The following is a 17,333-nucleotide window of genomic DNA, read 5'->3' as shown; positions in this document are numbered from 1 at the left end:
CGCTGCCGGCACCGCCGCAATCCGGCAAGTGGACGCATAGCTCAGTTGGTAGAGCAGCTGACTCTTAATCAGCGGGTCCTAGGTTCGAGCCCTAGTGCGTCCACCACCTTTTCAATGACTTAAATGCAAGATCGCAGCGGTGACCGGGTGCGGGGTCCCACTGGGGTACCAGATTGTTTGGTCGCCTATGAGACGTGGACTTGAACGTCATAGCCGAGCGATCTCAGCGCCTTCGATGTCCGGCCATTTCTTGGAGGAAACTTGTCGGGCATGGCCCACCCAACGAGTTCGCCGTAAGCGCTGATGCCCATGCATTCGAGCTTCCATTTAGGATCGGCCACGGCTTCCCAAAGGCGTTCGGGTAGGAGGTCATCGGGCCCACCATACAAGATGTGCCAGATCACATCCGTCACGCGGGACCCATTCTCAGATTTGGCTTTCCAGATGTGCTCGCTCAGAGCGTCTAGCTTTTCGGGTATCGAATATTTGATCCCGCTGGTTTGCAGTCCCACCATGCTGTTGCGAACCCGTCGGGAAAACTCGATCATGGCGTGCACGTCACCCGCCACCTGACGGAAGTCAGACTGCGACAGTTGCCGAAGAGCATCCTCTTTCAGCATCTCCTGGAGACGGAGTGCCGTAATATTAATGGCTACATCTTCGTTTGTGGGCGCTCTTGCCAAACCTCTCCACCACTCGATCGCCTCTGCACGCGCTTTGACAGGGTTATTCCTATTTTGCTCAAAATGCCGCTCATAGTCGGCGCGTCGCCCGTCAAACGTGCGATGATAGTAATGGGCATGGAGAAACTGATCAGCCTGTGCACCGGGCGATGCAGTCGCGCCGACCCATGCCGGGCGATTGGGGGCAAGGCTTACCGTTGTGCCGATATCTCGCAGAATTTGCAGCGTGGAATGCCACTCGGCGAGAAATGCAGCCTTGCGGCGATCGTCCGCTTTTCGGGGCGAAGTGTGAACGAGGCCGGACCAGTGGTTGATGCTCGGATGTTTCCAAAAATCATCTGGGGGCACCTTCTTGGCATCCAGCGCTTTCGCCCTGTTGATCATCAGATCACGAAGCTCTTCGGTGAGCATCGTCGCGTTGAGGTCTAGTTCGGTGAACTGTCAAACGGCGTTCAAAAGGGACCCCCGATCGGCGTCGAAGAGGGACCCCCTTTTCGGATAATATGATGCTGGTTTGTTGAAGATGGCCTTGCGCTGCGTGCGGCGGAGGGCGGGCGTAGCCCGACCGGAGGCGCGCGCAGCGCAAGATAGATTTTTGAAGGCGCCGAAGGTGGCTGTCAGCTGCGGTTTTTGAAGCGCCAGCTGTCGTTGCCCGTCTCGACGATATCGCAGTGGTGGGTGACGCGGTCGAGCAGCGCCGTGGTCATCTTGGGATCGCCGAACACGGTCGGCCATTCGCCGAAGGCGAGGTTCGTGGTGATGATGACGCTGGTCCGCTCATAAAGCTTGCTGATGAGGTGGAACAGCAACTGCCCTCCCGAGCGGGCGAACGGCAGATAACCGAGCTCGTCGAGCACGATCAGGTCGAGCCGCGACAGCTGCGCCGCCAAGGTCCCGCCCTTGCCGATCCGGGTCTCCTCTTCGAGGCGTGTCACCACATGAGTGACCGAGCAAACAGCGATACCTTGCGCCGATAGCGCGTTACTACATCGGCGATCTCGAAGCGGCTCGGATCAATGTCGCCAGTAAAAACAGCCAAACCGTTGCCTTGTCTGATCGGAAAATCGGGCACGGGTTGCGGGCTCGGATCGAATCTCAAGAGGCGAACCTGATCGCGATTGCGCTCCGGCTTGTGATTTATCGTCCCGGGCACTCGTAGATATTTGGTAATCGACCATCCGCCCTTATCGCCGCCGAAGCGGAGCAGCCCTTTTGATATCTGTTCAGCCGTGTGAGGTGGGAGCATCTCGTTCCAGCACCAAATGCCCTGATATCGACCGATCGAGGTCTCCCAGAGTATGTTCGGAGAAGTTTTGAAGGCCGCCGGACTGGAATCGTCGATATCGCACCACGCGAACGGGGTCGGCAGTGCACTGGATGTCTTCCGATTGGGCTGGCTGAATGCGTTGGGGCAAAAGTAGACGTCCCAGACATGCGGATCGTGTTCCTTCAGAAATTCCTCGATCGCATTTTTGCGACGGCCCCGGATCGAGTGCTCGATCCACCTTTTGCCGCTGCGAGCGGCCAGAAAGGTGTAGGCCCGATCATCGTGGTCTGCCCAAATGCGCCTGAGAAAACTGACCTTGGCCTTTCCCTGCGCCAGATTCTCAGGCGTCATGGTGAGCGACGCCAGACTTTGTGGAACATGCATCACGCCGCCTCCCGTTCGGCGGCAAGCGCTTCGATATGGGCATGGATTTCAGAAGCGAGCCACGCAACCGAATGCGCGCCAATACGGACGCGCTTGGGGAATTTCCCGGCCGCCTCCAGCCGCAGCAGTGTCGATGGCGACAAGTTAATGCCAAGGCGCGGTAAGTCCTCTCGCACCAATAAAAGCTTGTTTGGATTCAATGCCGTCATGATTTGGTCCTTTCTTCGCGTTCAATGACGGCGAATTATTAGGACCACGCGACGAAGAGATTCTACAGAGGCGAATGAACACGTCATCGGGCAAACCGATGGCATGTTCATTGTCGGCGGCGTTCGTCGACCTGTTCCTTAATCAGCCGATCCAACTGCTCATGCAGGCCGGTGATCTCCAGAAAGATGCGACGGACCAAAGCGGGATAGACGCCGTGGAATTGTTTGGTGCTGGCGTCATAGGTGCCCCGGCTGGGGCGAAGGTCGGGTAGCGCTTCGTCGAGCACTTCTGCGATAGCGGCGACGATCCGGTATCGGATCAGCGGGCCGGGCGGCAGATCATGAAACCGGTACTTGGCAACGATGATGGCGAGGTTCTGCCCAAGCATCCGCAAGCTTCTCAATTGCTCGGCGATCTCGTCATAGTCTGGGATCAGTTCGGGGTCGGGCTCCTCGGGCCACAGCGACAGCAGGTGACGATTTTCAGGCTCTAGGGCTTCGAGCAGCCGCGCTACGGGATTGAGCAACTGCGCATCCACCCAGGCCAGCCGCTGCGACAGCGTATCGTCCGAGGGCGCGCCCGGCAGGTCGCAAGGTGTGATGGAAATGATGCGACGATATTCGGCGCCAACCGCTTTCAGCCGGGTTTGTAGGTCGGCAATCGCCGCCTCGTCCGCAACACCGGCGATTTTCGCAATCTCTTGCATGACGGCATCGCCGAAAAGTTCATTCAGTTCGCTGGTTATATCCTTCAAGCAGTTGCCCCCATTGCTCCAAGGCGTCGCGTTTCTCTTGGTCGTAGCCATAACGGTTGTAGACAGCAGCGACACCGGAAATCGTGCCCGAAATATGGTTCAGCACCTTTTCGACCACATGCGGCGCTAGGCCTAGCCGAGCCATACCCGAGGCGGCGGTTCGCCTCAGATCGTGCAAGCGCCAACCGGACGTCTGGGAACCTTCGGACAAACGGCGCAGCATCTTCGAAAAGCCACTGACGGGTGACCGGCGGGTGGTCGTGAACACATAGTCGCACTCGAGGAAACGCGGCACCTCATCAAGGACGGCAAGCGCATAGGCGCTGAGCGGCACGACATGCGGTTTGCCGTTCTTCGAGCGTTCGGCGGGAATGACCCATTGCCTGGCGTCGAGATCGACTTCGCTCCAGCGCATCTCGGCCAACTCTCCCCGGCGCTGCGCCGTAGCGAGCAACATCGGCACGAATTGGCGGAAAGGATAGACATCGTTGCGGCAAGCACGCAGTAGCCGGACGATCTCGTTATCCTCCAACACCCGATCGCGCGACTCCTCCTTGGTCAACGGCTTCAGGCCATTGATGGGACTGGCATCAAGGATGCCGCGCTCGACACACCAGTTGAACAGCTTGCGCATGTTCGAATGGATACGATTGGCCTGATAGGTCGAGCCGCGCGCGACGGCAGCGTCCATGATTTCCAGCACATCGAACCGCTTGATCTCGCGAATGTCCCGCTGCCCGAAGGTGCCGACGAATTCGCGTTCCAAGATGCGTTCGGCCTCGCGCCAGCTCTTGTTGCGCGGCATGGCGTGAAGCCGAATAAATTCGCGGCAGATATTCTCGACCTTCATATTGGCCGTGCGCCTGCGCTTAGTCGGATCGATGCCTTCATCGACCTGCCGCAAGATGTCGATCGCCTTTTCGCGGGCCGTGGCGAGCGAGATACGCGGATAGACGCCTAGCTTCATGCGTTTCTGTTCAAGGCCGTAGCGGAACTTGACCGTGAAGACCTTCTGGCCCTGCGCCGAGACTCGGACGCTCATTCCGGGGCAATGAAGATCATGAACCTCGTAGCGCTTTGCCTTCGGCTTCAGGGCTTCGAGGGTCTTTGCAGTCAGGGCCTTTCGCATGTGTCATCCTTTCGAATGACACTTCAATAATCACGGAAATCCGCCAATCTCAAAGAAAATCCCGGCTCGCGGAGGACCTGCATCGGGAAAGTGCAGCGTGACACGATTTGACCATGCCGCCCGCACCCGGGGGTCGTTTGGATAGAGAGCCAGCATCGATATTCGGACCAAGTGCTGCGACACTGATTCTGGATTTTCGGTCTCACGCGATTACGTGTCGGAGTGGCGGGGCTCCAACTCCTCATCAATGATAGAGGTGATGTCATTGGTAGACAGCGCGCCCGCCAGACTCTCAGTAATCCTCTGTCCCAGCAGCCGCTTCAGCTCTTGCCATGCGGTTTTTTCGTCGGCAGCAATCAAAGATGATAAATCGGTTTCTGCCTTATCCATCGTTCCCAAGCTCCGTACCAATCCGAAGCAAATCAACATAACCACCATAGGCAAAGCTGCGATCCCGACGCCGACCGGTTGTTTCCGTCAGAACCTCTATCGACATCAGCATCTCAATCGCGCGGATAGCGGTTGGCTTACTGATCCCAAGCAAGGACATGGTTGAAGCAACCGTGACAATCGGATGATTGGGCAATTCCTCAAACAGCTTAACAGCCGAAACGGAGGCCGCATCGCTTGCTAGCAGTTTTGCACGGTCTTGGCCGATGAGCGCGAAAATATCTTGCGCCGATGCCACCGCCTCGTCGGCGATGGTGGCCACGCCATCGAGAAAGAAATCGATCCAGCCTTCCCAATCGCCTTCCGTGCGAACGGCATCCAACCGCCGGTAATATTCGGCACGATGACGCTTGAAGAACAGGCTCAGGTAAAGCGAAGGCGCGCGGAGCAGATTCCAATGCTGGAGCAACAACGAAATCAGCAAGCGGCCTATGCGCCCATTGCCGTCGAGATAGGGGTGGATCGTTTCAAACTGAACATGGACCAGCCCTGCCCGGATGAGCGCGGGCAAGTCGTCATCCGCGTGAATGTATTTTTCGAGCGCGCTCAGTAGCTCGGGCACGCGCGTGGGCGGTGGCGGCACGAACGCGGCGTTGCCCGGCCTGCTGCCCCCAATCCAGTTTTGGCTGCGCCGGATTTCGCCGGGCTGCTTGGTTGCGCCCCTGGCACCGTCCATCAATCGGCGGTGCGCATCATGTAGGAGACGCATGGAAATCGGAATGCCCGACGGGTTCGCCAGCTCCTGTTGGACGTGGTTCAGGGCGTCGAGATAATTGCAGACCTCTTCCACGTCCGCATCGGGCGCCTTTACGTCTTCCGCCTCGAAGCTGAGAAGGTCGAGCAGCGTTGCCTGCGTGCCTTCGATCTGTGATGAGATCACCGCTTCCTTGCGAACAAAGCCATAGAGAAACCAGTCGAGCGACGGCACCATCTCGGTTGCCAGATCAAGCCGCACCAGAGCTTGCTCAGCGGCTCGCAAACGCTTGCCGAGTGCCTCGGATATAACGAACGCTGGGTCACGTGGCGGCAAGGCAAAAGGCAGGAAGGCCGCAACCTCCTCGCCACCCGCGATCACCTTCTCATATTCACCCGTTGTTCGTTTCGTCATGATGGCCCTTCATGAGCGGCAAGGAACGGCAGCGTGCCTTTTCCGAACCGCTAGTAACGATATCGTGACTTATAGCGCACGAAAGTCAACTACTCGTTACTAGCGACGATCCAAAAATCACGGCTATGCTGCGTGCGGGAATATTCCTGACGCAGACAGTCACGTTCGATATGACGTTGTGGCAAGGCTGGTGGAAAGATCAAAAGCCTTGCCCTCTCCCACAATCTGGTACCCAGAAAATCGAGGATCTTCCGTGTGGGTATCGAGGGGGTCCTGGGCGCCTGAGATTGCACGAAAGAGCATAAAGTGATCTGCGGAAGAGTGAACGGTCAAAGACACGACCGGTCAATTGTCTATGGACAATATGACACGATATGATTAAGAGTAAAAAGACCTAATATCAAGCTCTTAATCAGCGGGTCCTAGGTTCGAGCCCTAGTGCGTCCACCATTTTCTCCGCTTTCGAACCGAGCTTTCGCGGGCCCGCAATGGCGTCGCCACCCGTAGTGCCGAATTCCGCGTCGCCAGCTTAGCCGAGCCTTGTCATTGCCCCGGCGGCCCATTATTCCCGCGCAAATGGCGGCGCCGGACATCTCGACCAGCGGTCGCCGCTACCGGAAATTGCTCTCCATCCTTCCTGCCCGGGCCGCGCCTTCCGCCGACATGGCGGGGATCGGCGCGGGACGACGGGCGCTGTCCATCGGGCTGGCGTTGCTCATCACGGGCGTCCTGCTGATCATGCTTCTTGCCTTCGGCGTGGGGAAGCCGGTCGACGTCCGTGACGAACAGGTTACGCTCGTCACGCTCGAAGCCGCGGGGAATGCGGAACAATCGCCCGAGACGGACAATCCGAAACGCGAGCAGGCCAAGGAGAGCCCGCCGTCCCCACCAACCGAAACGCCGCCGCAAGCGCCCCAGCCGCTGCCTCCGCCGCCGGTCGTCGAACCCATGCCCGCGCCTGCCTTGCCCGCGCCAGGCACGCAGCCGCCCGCGCCGCGGACGCCTCGCGCCGTAATTCGCCCATCCGACGGACAGGTTTACGGTCCGGCCAACCGCGGCGGGGCAGCCTCGCAGGACACGCCGCAAGTGGGGACGGCACCGAATGGCGAGCCGCTCTATGCGGCCGCCTGGTACCGCGAGCCGAGCGATGACGAGTTGCGCGGCTATCTGTCGACCGCCAGCGGTCCCGGCTGGGGCTTGATCGCCTGCCGCACGGCGTCCGAGTATCGCGTCGAGGGCTGCATCGCGCTCGACGAATATCCGCAAGGTTCGCAGATCAATCGCGCGATCCTCGCCGCCGCCTGGCAATTCCGGGTGCGTCCGCCAAGGCGCGGAGGACGCCTGATGGTCGGCAGCTGGGTGCGGATCCGGATCGACTACGCGATCGGACGCCGATAGATCCCGCGCCCTTCGCCGCCCGGGTCAGGATGGCGGAGTCGCCGCGGCGCTCCCCCCGTCGCCCTGTTTGCGACCCACCATCCGCAAATAGGGGAAGCTGAGGACGATCGAGACGATCAGTGACAGCACGACGGCAGCCGGCATCAGAGGAACGTTCGGCATCGTATGAACGGCGATCGCGAGCGCCACGCCCGGGTGCCGGGCCGATGCCGCGAGCGCCAGCGCCGACCGGTCGCCCGGATTGGGGCCGCCGAGGAGCGTTCCCGCGACGAGCCCTACGATCGCGACCGCGGCGAAGACGAGCAGCGTGCCGTCGCCGACCAGCTTCCACATCGGCGGCCCGAGGAGCACGAGAAAGGCGAGCACGACGAGGAGGAGAAGGATCGTCCCCGCCCTGGTGCAGATCTCGCTGACCCGCGGCACCGACTTGCCGAGCAGCGGCGCGGCGAGCAACCCGAGCGCGATCGGCGCGAACACCGAGATGAGCAGCGGCTTGACGAGCGCCGACGGCGCGACCGAAACATCGACATCGAACAGATGCGCCGCGACCCACACGCCGAGCGGCGCCACCACCAGCGACAGCAGCGACGCGCCGACCATCAGCCCGGTGACATAGCCTGCCTCACCGCCCGCCTTCAGCTGCTTGCCCGGCAGGATCGGCGGCAGCGGCGACAGCGCCATCGCGATCAGCGCGATCGCCACCGGTTGCTGGAGATCGAGGAAGCGCGCGAGCAGAAAGGCCGCCACGGGCACGCACACGAACATCGCGACGAAGGCGCCCAGCCCGAGCCGCCACTCGCGGACGAGATAGCCGAGATCGGCGATCTTCGCCCGCAAGGCGAGCCCGAAGAGCAGCAGCACGATGCTGAGCACCGTGGCCAGTTTGACGATCATGAGAGGCGTCATGGACGGGACTTTCTGGCCAGGGGGACGGAGTCAGCGCGGCGGATTGACCACCACATATTGGACCGACGAGCCCACATATTGGGGCTGGTACCAGGTGTTGCCGCATTGCGAGTAGCTGATGCCGTTGACGACGACAGTGCTGCAGCTCGGCGGCACGCTGTTCACGATGCTGCCGACGACGGCCGCGGTCACCGCCGCGGTGGCGATCGTCGCGACCGGGTGCCAGTCATCGTCCCAATCATCCCAATCGTCGTGATAATAGCCGCCGTGATAGTCGTTGTGGACGTTGACATCGACGTTGCGGTTCACGTTGACGTTGGCGTTCCGGTTGACGTTCCGATTGACGTTGGCGTTGTTGACGCTGCGGTTGCGGCTCACATTCGAATGATTGACGTTCGCGCTTGCGCCGCTGCGCGCAGGCGGACGCGAACCCTTTGCCCGCGATGCCGTGCCCGACCGGCTGGATGTCGTTCGCGTTCGTTGCAGATAGTCCGCTTCGAGCGCCAGGACCGACGTAGCCGGATCGCCCGCGACGCGGGGCAGATCGGTCGGCACTGCCGGAGCGGCGAGCGCCAGCGATGCGGCCAAAAGGCCGCCGTTCACGATGAGGATCATTGCCCTTCTCCGTCAGAGGTTATTTCGGAAACATCGGCGATCGCAATCCGGTGCGCGTCGGCCGGTGGCGAAAAGGCAAGATTTTCGCTCGCCGGAACCGCGGTCGAGGCCCAGTCGATCACCGCCGAATATTGCGGCATCGCGGGGTCGGTCTTGTTGGTGATCACGATCTTGCACGGCAGCGCCTTGCCGCCCTGGTCGATCCAGACCTGCCAGTCGGCATGTTCCTGCCGGAAGGCATAATGCATGCAGGTCCGCGTGCCGACGGTTTCGGGCCGGATCACCATCGCTTCCTGCACGCGCGCGCGGATCGCGGGATCGCTGCCCCAGGTGAACAGGTCGGCGAGCGGCACCTCGATGCCGAATTCGTCGCTCGCCTTGTCGATCGTCGCCGCGATCGTGCCGGGTGCCGGGAAGTCGGCATAATAGCCGAGGGTGGGCGCAAAGATCGTAAAGGTCTTGCCGTCATAATAGAGCTCGCGCGACTTGCCATCGAGCCTGGTGACGATCTTGAAGGCATTGGGACGCCTGGCATAGGTGTCCATCGTCCCGCCGAACTGAATCTTCTGCCCGGTCGCGAGCACCACCTCGGTCGTGATGTCCGATTTGGTGTGGAAGGACGAAAGCGCCTGCAGCGCCGCGCTCATCTTGTCGACCGCGGCCATGGCCTCCGGGTCGATCGGATTGCTGCCGTCGTCGTCGGCTGCCGCGCTCGCCGCGGGCTTCGCCGCATCGTCCTGTGCCAGCGCGGCGCCGCCGACGAGCGGCGCAGCGCCGAGCAGCAGCGCGAGCCGCAATATTCCTGGACTGACCATGAGTTCATCCTTTCCTTTGCCGGACGAGTTGCGGAATCGCGCAGGATTCTCACGCCTCTTCTTCGTCAGTCTGCCCGTCCGGCCCTTCGAGCCCCATCGGGGATTGTGCTGAAGCCGCGGGATTTCGACCCTGCATCGCAGGGCCTATTCGCCAGAGGCACGCTCCGGCCGCGGTTCGAATTCATAGATGTCGCGCTCGATGAAGAAGTTCAGCCCGGTGCGAATCGCGGCGATCGCGGCGAGTTTCCCGACATCGTCCCATGTCGGCGCTACCGCGGTGCGGATGATGTCGGCGCCGAGCGCGAATTCGAGCGCGAGCACGATCCACTGCGCGAACTGCAGCCATATTTGCCGCCGGCTCCATCGCCCTTCGCGGCGCAACCCGCGCTCCACCATCCGCGCCAGCGCCTCGAACGCGCCATACATCACGATCAGCGCGACGATCGCTTCGAGCACGAGCGCCGAATAGCTGGCGATCAGGCGCAGGGCTTCTTCCACCAGAGCCGCCCCGGCCGGCTTATTGCCCGGGGATGTTCATCGTCAGCGGGATCGAGAAATCGAGCCAGAAGGACGTGCCCTTGGGACGATTAGTCGCGTCGAGTTCCTGCATGACGCGCCCGCGGAAGGTCGCCGGCGTTCCCGCCATCACGACATTATAGGCCGCGGTGGCACCGACCGCGACCGCTTCGCCCTTGAACGGGCCGAGCGCTCCGCCACGGTCGTCGGTGACCTGCTTCAGATAATAGGCCTGGGCGCCGAGCGAGAATTTGGGCGAAAGCGCCTTTTCGACCGCGGCCTCGACATGCACCTCGTCGCCGCTGTCATAGCCGGTATAGTCGTTGTCGCCGTTCAGCGTGTAGCCGCCCTTTGCGGATATGTCCCACCCCGATGCGGGATCGTGCCAGCTGACCGCGACCGAGCCGTCGACCGCAAAGCGGTGCAGCGACAGATTCGCGAGCTGGTCCTCGCGATAATGGCCGAGCGGGATATTGATCATGCTCGACAGCTGAACATGCCATTTCTCCCCGTGCCAGCCCATCATCACGACGCCGACCGGGTCACCGACGGTGAGCGCGCTGTCGTGCCGGTCCGTCCCCACGCTGCCTCCGCCGGGACCGGTCAGCACGGCATCGACGTCGACGATCGGCGCGCCGAGCGGCAGCGTCATGCCGACGGCGAGCGTTCCGCCGAGAAAGTCCGTCGAAGGAACGGCGAGGATCGTGTCGAAGCTCGCGATGATGGTCGCGTCGAGACCCGCGACGATATTGCCGTTCAGGGGGAATTGCCGGCGCGCGCTGGCGTCGCCGTCATAGACATAGATGGTTTTGTCGAAGAAGACGCCCTCGACCGGCGGCATGACGGCTGCGCCGGGACCGCCCGAACCGAGCAGATAGAGCGAAGCGCCCGATTCGGTGGCGTTCGCCATGGCTGGCACGAAGCCGAGCGCCAGCACGCCGCCGGTCAGGATCATCGTTTTGAACAGTCGCATACGTCAATCTCCGTCGATTTGTCTCGCCGCGATTGTGGCATTCTCTGCCGCGTCCGCTTATCGGGATTAACCCTTGGCGGGCCGCAGACGCGCCCCAAGGGCCGCCTCGGGTCGGGACCCGCAACCGGCGCAAGCCGCGGAAGACATCGTCTCGGGCATTTCCCCAAGCGTTCGGGATTCCTGCCCTGCTTTCTCGGGAAACACCCTGATACCCGACACTCTGGATCGCCCCTATTCTGACGGTCATCCGTGGAGTTCCACGCCTTTGAAGACGGCGGGCGATGTCACGGGTCGACAGGGGGCGGCGATTTCTTCCTCCGCGCGACCGACTCTGCCCCTCCGCCGCCTGGGCGCGATGGCTCTCGCTGAACGCCCGGTGGGACAGGTCACAAGCCATTGTCAGGAGCGAAGCATGGACAAGGTGATTTCCGCAGCAGACGGCGGCCCGCGCGGGTCCGGCCGCCCCCGCCCCTTTCGCGCCGGCCGGACGCTGCTCACCCTCGCCTGCGCCCTGGCATGGCAGGCACCCGTCCGGGCACAGACCCTCGACAATGATTACTGGATCAGCGCGATGGCCTTTTTCCCGAAGGTCGACACCGATGTGCGCGTCGCGGCGGAGAACCAGCAGATTCCGAGCACCGACATCGACTTCGAAAACGATCTGAAGCTCGACAATGACGAGATTCTGCCCTCGATCACGGCCGGCGCACGCTTCGGCAAGGTGATCGTCGGTGCGGACTTCTACAAGCTCAAACGCACCGGCGCGACAGCGCTCGAGCGCGACATCGTGTTCGACAATGTGACCTATCCGGTGAACGCCGAGGTCGAAAGCGGCTTCGACAGCGACATCTATCGGCTGACGGTCGGCTATGCCTTTGTTCAGAACGACAATCTGGAGCTGGGGGCCGCACTCGGCGCGCACGTAACCCGTTTTGACCTTTCGATCATGGGCGAAGGCAGCGTCGGCGGCGAAAGCGCGTCGAGCGAATTGCGTCGCCGCAAAGTACTCGCGCCGCTGCCGACGCTCGGTGTCTTCGCGACCTGGAAGATCGCGCCCAAGGTCGAGTTCAACGGCCGCGTCGATTATCTGTCGCTCAACATCGACGATTATGACGGGCGCCTCGTCAATGTTCAGGCGGGCCTCAACTATCTGGCGACGAAGAATATAGCGGTGGGAGTCGTCTATCGCTACGTCGACTATCGCCTGGGCGTCGACAAGGATCGCTGGAACGGCCGGGTCCGGTACAAGCTCTATGGCCCCGCGCTCGTCCTGCAAGCCTCGTTCTGACGCCCGCGGGCGGGGTCCTCCAGCTAGAGTGCGTTCGGTTTTGATGGAATCAAAACCGGCACTCCAGAGTCTTGTTTTGCCGTGATTTCCGAGCCGTGAAATGTTCCATTTCACTCGAAATCACTCTATTTCGGGAAGAGCAGCGTGAGCACGAAGCGCGTGCCCCATTCGGGGCCGCCGTCGGGCCGTTCGGCATAGTAGCGCGCGCCGACGGTCAGATTGATCGGTTGATCGCCGACCCTGACCACATGGCCGACCGAAAAGTTGATCGGCACCACCCAATTCTTCGACTTCCAGTCATAGCTCGTCTCGGTGTTGAGCGTGAAGCTGGTCGAATCGGGCAAGGTGCGGGTAAAGAAGGGCTGGAGGAAGGTCTGGCTGACGTCGGGATAGGCCGATTTCCCCGCCACCGACCAGACATGGTTCGCGAGCAGGCCGAGCGTGGTGCCCTTGCCCTGCTTCAGCACCACCGCGGTCGGACCGGCGCCGAACTTCTGCGCGCTGAATGCATCGGCCCCCGTCGGCCACAGGAAGACCGGCCCGACGCCCCAGACCAGGCCGTTCTTCGCTTCTTTGGGCGAAAGGAAGAAGCTCTGCAGCACGTCGCCGAAGCCGGTCGCGCCCTCGCCGCCGACGACGGTGGGCTCCTGGCTGATGATCGGCACGATGGTTCGCGTAATGAGGTTCCAGTCGTCCCCGACGCTGACGGGAATCACCGGCTGGATGTTGAGCGTGAAGCGGTCGCCGTCGCGTTCGCCGTAGCAGCAATCGTAATTCGCCTGAAAGGGCACCGATATCAGGTTCGCGACCGGATTGGCGAGTTGCTGCGCCAACGAGCCTTCGCCAGCCGCCGCGGGCGGCGGCGCGGCGTCGGGGGGCCGGTCGGCGGGAGCGCTGTCCGCCGAAGCGGCATCGGCGGCATCCGGATCGGCCGGAGCCGCGCTGTCCTGCGCGCGCAGCGATGCGGGAACGCCTGCGCATAGCGCGAGCGCGATCGCGACGCGCGGGAGCGCCCGAGGACGGAAACGCATAAAGCCGGTCTCCCTTGCACGATTGTCAGATCATCAGGGCCAGATTTGCCCTGCTGCGCCTCGCTGGCCATCGGGACTATCCCGCGAGCGGAAAGTTTCGGGCCCTGAGCGTGCCTCCCGCAACTCCCGCCGACGGGGCGGTCTGCGAAGCGCTCAGGCCCAGTTTGCACGAGGGTGCGGGGTAACCCCGATTGTCGAGGCAGGGCCGGCGGGAGAGTTTCGGCGGACCTTCAGTCCTCTTTTGCAGGGAAGCCCCAGCATGGCCGAACAAACGCCCGCCAAGTCCCCCGTTCGCCCGGAGCGCCTCGCCCCGACGCCGGTGCCGCCGATCCCGGACACCAGTTCGGCGAAGGGAGAGGAGATTCCCACCATCTATTCGCACTTCCGCACCGGCCTCTCGCGCCATCGCACGGGCCTTTCGGAGCACCGGACCGATCTGTCCGAATATCGCACCGACCTGTCGATGCACCGCACGGACCTGTCGGAAAACCGCACTGAAATGTCGATGCGGCGTACGGGCATGTCGATCCAGCGCACGCGCATGTCGGCCGACCGGACGCTGATGTCGGAAATCCGGACCTCGCTGTCGATGATCAGTTTCGGCTTTACCATCTATCAAGTGTTCAGAAAGCTGGCCGATTCGGGCGCGATCACCAGCGGGCGGGCGCCGGGGAATTTCGGCGGAATATTGATCGTGCTCGGCATGATCATTTTGATCGGCGGAATCTGGCGTCATGTGCAGTTCGCGCTGCAATTGCGCCACCTGCGCAAGGAGATGATCGACAGCCAGCTGATCCATGGCCAGAGCGCCTATCCGGTCTCGGTCGCGCTCGTCGTGGCGATCCTGTTGCTGATCGTCGGCCTGCTCGCCCTGCTCAGCATCATCTTCAATATTTCGCTGTTCGGCTAGAATGATTTCGAGTGAAATGGAACATTTCACGGCTCGAAAATCACGGTAAAACAAGAGTCCGGGCGCGGGATCGCAGCCGCCCCGCCCGCGGCAAACGCTATTTTCGCCGCCCGGCACGGCCGGATTCAAATCGGCCGCCGCCGGGGTTTTTACCGATGGTAGAACCCCCTAGAATTCTCTATCACCCCTAAGGAAAAGGAGGGCTTCTGTGGAGAAGCGTCCCAATATCGACGACCTCGGCCACGCCGCGCCATCGACGCAGGGCATGATCTATATCGAGGGCGGCACCTATTGGATGGGGTCCGACAAGCATTATCCCGAGGAAGCACCCGCGCATCCCGTCGCCGTCGATGGTTTCTGGATCGACGTGACCCCGGTGACGAACCGCGATTTTGCCGCATTCGTAGAAGCGACCGGTCATGTGACGACCGCCGAGATTGCGCCCGATCCCGCCGATTATCCAGGCGCGCTTCCCGAACTTCTGCGGCCCGCTTCGCTCGTCTTTTCTCCGCCGGGCCATCCCGTTCCGCTGAACAGCATGGCCTGGTGGGACTATCGCTTCGACGCCGACTGGCGGCATCCGCTCGGCCCCGATTCGTCGCTCGACGGCCTTGAGGACCATCCGGTGATCCACGTCTCCTATGACGATGCGCAGGCCTATGCCGAGTGGGCCGGAAAGTCGCTGCCGACCGAGGCCGAGTGGGAATATGCCGCACGCGGCGGTCTCGACCGCGCCGATTATGGCTGGGGCGACGATTATATGCCGGACGGCAAACCGATGGCGAACACCTGGCAAGGCGCGTTTCCGAACGAAAATCTGCTGACCGACGGTTATGCCCGCACCTCGCCGGTTCGGGAGTTTCCCGCAAATGGATACGGGTTGTTCGACATGATCGGCAATGTCTGGGAATGGACGAGCGATTATTTCGCCGATGGCCACGAAGCGGCGACGAGCCGCCCCTGCTGCGCCCCCCGCAATCCCCGCGGGGCGGCGCGCGAACGGAGCTATGACCCGGCGCAGCCCGAGATTCGCATTCCGCGCAAGGTGCTCAAGGGCGGCTCGCACCTGTGCGCCCCGAATTACTGTCAGCGTTATCGTCCGGCGGCGCGTCATGCACAGCCGATCGACACCTCCACGAGCCATGTCGGCTTTCGATGTGTAAGGCGCAACTTTACCAATTGATGACAATCGAAGCGGATACAGAAAAACGACAGGAGTTATTTATAGTTGCGCGTATTCCCTGTTGATTATTCAGGGATTTTATGTAGCATGTTGCTTGGGGGGAACGTCGCTCCTTTGCGGTTAGGATAACCGCATCGGAGGGTCGGGATCGTGCAATCATTCATTCAGGTGAATTGAGGGGCGCTCGACATGGTTTCCTTTGAATATTCTGCTTTGATCGAACGGCTGGCCGACGAAATGTCGGCGGCAGGCAGCGCGATGATCTGCACGCCGGAAGATCTTCACATCAAGATGCTCGAGGCGCGCGACGACGAGCGGCGGCGGATCGCACGCGACCTGCACGACGTCCTGGCGCAACAATTGCTCGCGCTCGAATTCGAAATCCAGTCGCTCCGCGGCGGCAGGGACGAATCGCGCATCCGGGCGCATAATGCGGCGCAGAACAGGATCGGCGAACTGCAGCGACAGATCCGTTCGTTCAGCTATCTGCTCAACCCGCCCGAACTCGACCGTTTCGGACTCGGCGAATCGTTGAGTTCGCTCGTGGCGGGGCTCGCGGCGCGTACCGGCATCGACATAGTGTTCGACGGAAGCGGCTATCGCCCGGCGGCGAGTCGCGAGGCGGAACTGGCGATGTTCCGCGTCGCGCAGGCCGCGCTGATGAACGTTTACAAGCATAGCGGCGCGCGTCATGCGCGCGTTCGCTTGACCTCGCGACAGAACTGGCAGGTGCTTCGTATCCGCGACAATGGCCGCTGGAAGAAGAGCAGCGGCGGCACCGAAAGAAGCGGGCGCGGGGTGGGCCTCAGCGGCATGCAGGCCCGGATGGCGGGCCTGTGCGGCCGCTTTTCTGTTCGCGCGGGCGACCATGGCACCGTGGTTACAGCGATCGCGCCGCGGCTGTTGAACAACCGATGCCCGCTGAACGTGGCGCAGTTCGGCGCCAATGGGGGGTTCAGGGCTCTATGATATTGTTGCGCACGGCGTAGCGCACCAGCCCCGCCGCGGTCTTTATATCGAGCTTGTGCATCGCGGCGGCGCGATGCGTCTCGATCGTCTTGATGCTGAGCCCCAGGATCGCCGCGATCTCCTTGTTGAGCAGCCCTTCGGCGATCAGCTGCACGATTTCCCGCTCGCGCGAGGTCAGCGGCGAATTGGTGGTCGTGCGCGTCGTCGATTCGACAAACCGGTCGAGCAGAGTCTGCGACACCTGCCCCGAGAAATAGGGTCGCCGGATCGCCAGCGCCTCGACCGCCGAGATCAGATGCTTGGTCGCATCGGATTTGACGAGATAGCCGCGCACCCCCGCCGCCAGCAATTCGGCGAGGACATCCTCGCGATCATGCATGGTGAAGATCAGTATCTCGACCCGTGGCAGCTCGCGCTTGATCGCGCGGGTCAGCTCGAGACCGTTCATCATCGGCAACGAATAGTCGAGAATGGCGATGTCGGGTTGAGTCGAGCGGATCAATTCCAGCGCGTCGCGCCCGTTGTCTGCCTCACCGACGATCCGCCAGTCGGGGTTGGCCGACAGGGTGGTTCGAACTCCGACGCGGATCGCTTCATGATCGTCCGCGATGACGATTCGCCTGACCGGGCTACTCATGGCCTCCCTCTCGTCGTCGGGCGCGATGCGCCGCAGCCTCAAGAACGAGCGATGATTGCCCATTCCGGCGAAGGCGTCCATCAGGAATAACTATGGATATGGGGCGA

Annotated in this window: 19 protein-coding genes, 1 tRNA gene and 1 pseudogene; 6 read left to right on the top strand and 15 right to left on the bottom strand. The window is 62.0% G+C overall.

What is annotated here, in order from left to right; genetic code table 11:
- Window positions 1-30 precede the first annotated feature (30 nt).
- Window positions 31-106, top strand: a tRNA-Lys gene (locus KNJ79_RS07190).
- A gap of 79 nt (window positions 107-185) precedes the next feature.
- On the opposite strand, the gene KNJ79_RS07185 is transcribed toward KNJ79_RS07190, so the two are convergent.
- From KNJ79_RS07185 to KNJ79_RS07150, 8 genes and pseudogenes are all read right to left on the bottom strand, one after another.
- Window positions 186-1,094, bottom strand: coding sequence for a hypothetical protein (locus tag KNJ79_RS07185; protein ID WP_317153397.1), 909 nt, complete (start codon window positions 1,092-1,094; stop codon window positions 186-188).
- A gap of 206 nt (window positions 1,095-1,300) precedes the next feature.
- Window positions 1,301-1,621 (bottom strand): annotated as a pseudogene (locus KNJ79_RS07180) (ATP-binding protein); the annotation flags it as partial.
- Complete coding sequence (locus tag KNJ79_RS07175) at window positions 1,615-2,301, bottom strand: DNA-primase RepB domain-containing protein (protein ID WP_317153874.1); 687 nt, start codon at window positions 2,299-2,301, stop codon at window positions 1,615-1,617. The gene KNJ79_RS07175 and the pseudogene KNJ79_RS07180, both read right to left, overlap by 7 nt.
- A gap of 32 nt (window positions 2,302-2,333) precedes the next feature.
- Entirely contained in the window at window positions 2,334-2,543 is a 210-nt protein-coding gene (locus KNJ79_RS07170; protein ID WP_317153396.1) for a helix-turn-helix transcriptional regulator, read from the bottom strand.
- Window positions 2,544-2,650: 107 nt separating this feature from the next.
- Window positions 2,651-3,298: a hypothetical protein gene (locus tag KNJ79_RS07165; RefSeq protein WP_317153395.1), complete on the bottom strand. Its 648-nt coding sequence runs from the start codon at window positions 3,296-3,298 to the stop codon at window positions 2,651-2,653.
- Window positions 3,270-4,427 carry a tyrosine-type recombinase/integrase gene (locus tag KNJ79_RS07160; protein ID WP_317153394.1) on the bottom strand — a complete coding sequence of 386 codons (1,158 nt, stop codon included), beginning with the start codon at window positions 4,425-4,427 and terminating at the stop codon, window positions 3,270-3,272. Before KNJ79_RS07160 ends, KNJ79_RS07165 begins: the two co-directional genes overlap by 29 nt.
- Before the next feature lie 210 nt (window positions 4,428-4,637).
- Window positions 4,638-4,817 carry a hypothetical protein gene (locus KNJ79_RS07155; RefSeq protein ID WP_317153393.1) on the bottom strand — a complete coding sequence of 60 codons (180 nt, stop codon included), beginning with the start codon at window positions 4,815-4,817 and terminating at the stop codon, window positions 4,638-4,640.
- Window positions 4,810-5,985: a Fic family protein gene (locus KNJ79_RS07150; protein ID WP_317153392.1), complete on the bottom strand. Its 1,176-nt coding sequence runs from the start codon at window positions 5,983-5,985 to the stop codon at window positions 4,810-4,812. The genes KNJ79_RS07155 and KNJ79_RS07150 overlap by 8 nt, the downstream gene beginning before the upstream one ends.
- Before the next feature lie 576 nt (window positions 5,986-6,561).
- Between KNJ79_RS07150 and KNJ79_RS07145 the strand changes: the two genes are divergently transcribed.
- On the top strand, window positions 6,562-7,383 hold the full coding sequence (locus KNJ79_RS07145; RefSeq protein ID WP_317153391.1) for a hypothetical protein: 822 nt from the start codon (window positions 6,562-6,564) through the stop codon (window positions 7,381-7,383).
- 24 nt (window positions 7,384-7,407) lie between these two features.
- Here KNJ79_RS07145 and KNJ79_RS07140 read toward each other — a convergent pair whose 3' ends face one another.
- The 5 genes from KNJ79_RS07140 to KNJ79_RS07120 all read right to left on the bottom strand — a co-directional run bounded on the left by KNJ79_RS07140 (window position 7,408) and on the right by KNJ79_RS07120 (window position 11,208).
- Window positions 7,408-8,289 (bottom strand): bile acid:sodium symporter, encoded by an 882-nt coding sequence (locus tag KNJ79_RS07140; protein ID WP_317153390.1) that lies wholly within the window; start codon window positions 8,287-8,289, stop codon window positions 7,408-7,410.
- A 30-nt stretch (window positions 8,290-8,319) separates the two neighbouring features.
- Window positions 8,320-8,904 (bottom strand): DUF6515 family protein, encoded by a 585-nt coding sequence (locus KNJ79_RS07135; protein WP_245836430.1) that lies wholly within the window; start codon window positions 8,902-8,904, stop codon window positions 8,320-8,322.
- Window positions 8,901-9,719: a DUF2092 domain-containing protein gene (locus KNJ79_RS07130; protein ID WP_317153389.1), complete on the bottom strand. Its 819-nt coding sequence runs from the start codon at window positions 9,717-9,719 to the stop codon at window positions 8,901-8,903. The genes KNJ79_RS07135 and KNJ79_RS07130 overlap by 4 nt, the downstream gene beginning before the upstream one ends.
- Window positions 9,720-9,863: 144 nt before the next feature.
- Window positions 9,864-10,217: a DUF1622 domain-containing protein gene (locus tag KNJ79_RS07125; protein WP_317153388.1), complete on the bottom strand. Its 354-nt coding sequence runs from the start codon at window positions 10,215-10,217 to the stop codon at window positions 9,864-9,866.
- Window positions 10,218-10,236: 19 nt separating this feature from the next.
- Window positions 10,237-11,208, bottom strand: coding sequence for a SphA family protein (locus KNJ79_RS07120; RefSeq protein ID WP_317153387.1), 972 nt, complete (start codon window positions 11,206-11,208; stop codon window positions 10,237-10,239).
- A gap of 412 nt (window positions 11,209-11,620) precedes the next feature.
- On the opposite strand from KNJ79_RS07120, the gene KNJ79_RS07115 reads away from it, so the two are divergent.
- The gene (locus KNJ79_RS07115) at window positions 11,621-12,496 is read left to right on the top strand and encodes an outer membrane beta-barrel protein (protein WP_212541875.1); all 876 of its coding nucleotides are present in this window, start codon (window positions 11,621-11,623) and stop codon (window positions 12,494-12,496) included.
- 125 nt (window positions 12,497-12,621) lie between these two features.
- Here the strand turns inward: KNJ79_RS07115 and KNJ79_RS07110 are convergent, their stop codons facing one another.
- Window positions 12,622-13,527 (bottom strand): hypothetical protein, encoded by a 906-nt coding sequence (locus tag KNJ79_RS07110; RefSeq protein WP_317153386.1) that lies wholly within the window; start codon window positions 13,525-13,527, stop codon window positions 12,622-12,624.
- Window positions 13,528-13,786: 259 nt separating this feature from the next.
- Here KNJ79_RS07110 and KNJ79_RS07105 point away from each other — a divergent pair, with 259 nt between their 5' ends.
- The 3 genes from KNJ79_RS07105 to KNJ79_RS07095 all read left to right on the top strand — a co-directional run bounded on the left by KNJ79_RS07105 (window position 13,787) and on the right by KNJ79_RS07095 (window position 16,589).
- On the top strand, window positions 13,787-14,437 hold the full coding sequence (locus tag KNJ79_RS07105; protein ID WP_089214140.1) for a YidH family protein: 651 nt from the start codon (window positions 13,787-13,789) through the stop codon (window positions 14,435-14,437).
- Between the two features lie 265 nt (window positions 14,438-14,702).
- Entirely contained in the window at window positions 14,703-15,620 is a 918-nt protein-coding gene (locus KNJ79_RS07100) for a formylglycine-generating enzyme family protein (protein WP_317153873.1), read from the top strand.
- Window positions 15,621-15,833: 213 nt separating this feature from the next.
- Window positions 15,834-16,589 carry a sensor histidine kinase gene (locus KNJ79_RS07095; protein WP_317153385.1) on the top strand — a complete coding sequence of 252 codons (756 nt, stop codon included), beginning with the start codon at window positions 15,834-15,836 and terminating at the stop codon, window positions 16,587-16,589.
- Here KNJ79_RS07095 and KNJ79_RS07090 read toward each other — a convergent pair.
- Window positions 16,576-17,226: a response regulator gene (locus tag KNJ79_RS07090; protein ID WP_089214723.1), complete on the bottom strand. Its 651-nt coding sequence runs from the start codon at window positions 17,224-17,226 to the stop codon at window positions 16,576-16,578. The genes KNJ79_RS07095 and KNJ79_RS07090 overlap by 14 nt on opposite strands.
- Window positions 17,227-17,333 lie beyond the last annotated feature (107 nt).

This window comes from Sphingopyxis indica, assembly GCF_032879645.1.
GTDB classification, from domain to species: Bacteria; Pseudomonadota; Alphaproteobacteria; order Sphingomonadales; family Sphingomonadaceae; genus Sphingopyxis; species Sphingopyxis indica.
This window is presented reverse-complemented; position numbering and strand designations above follow the sequence as displayed.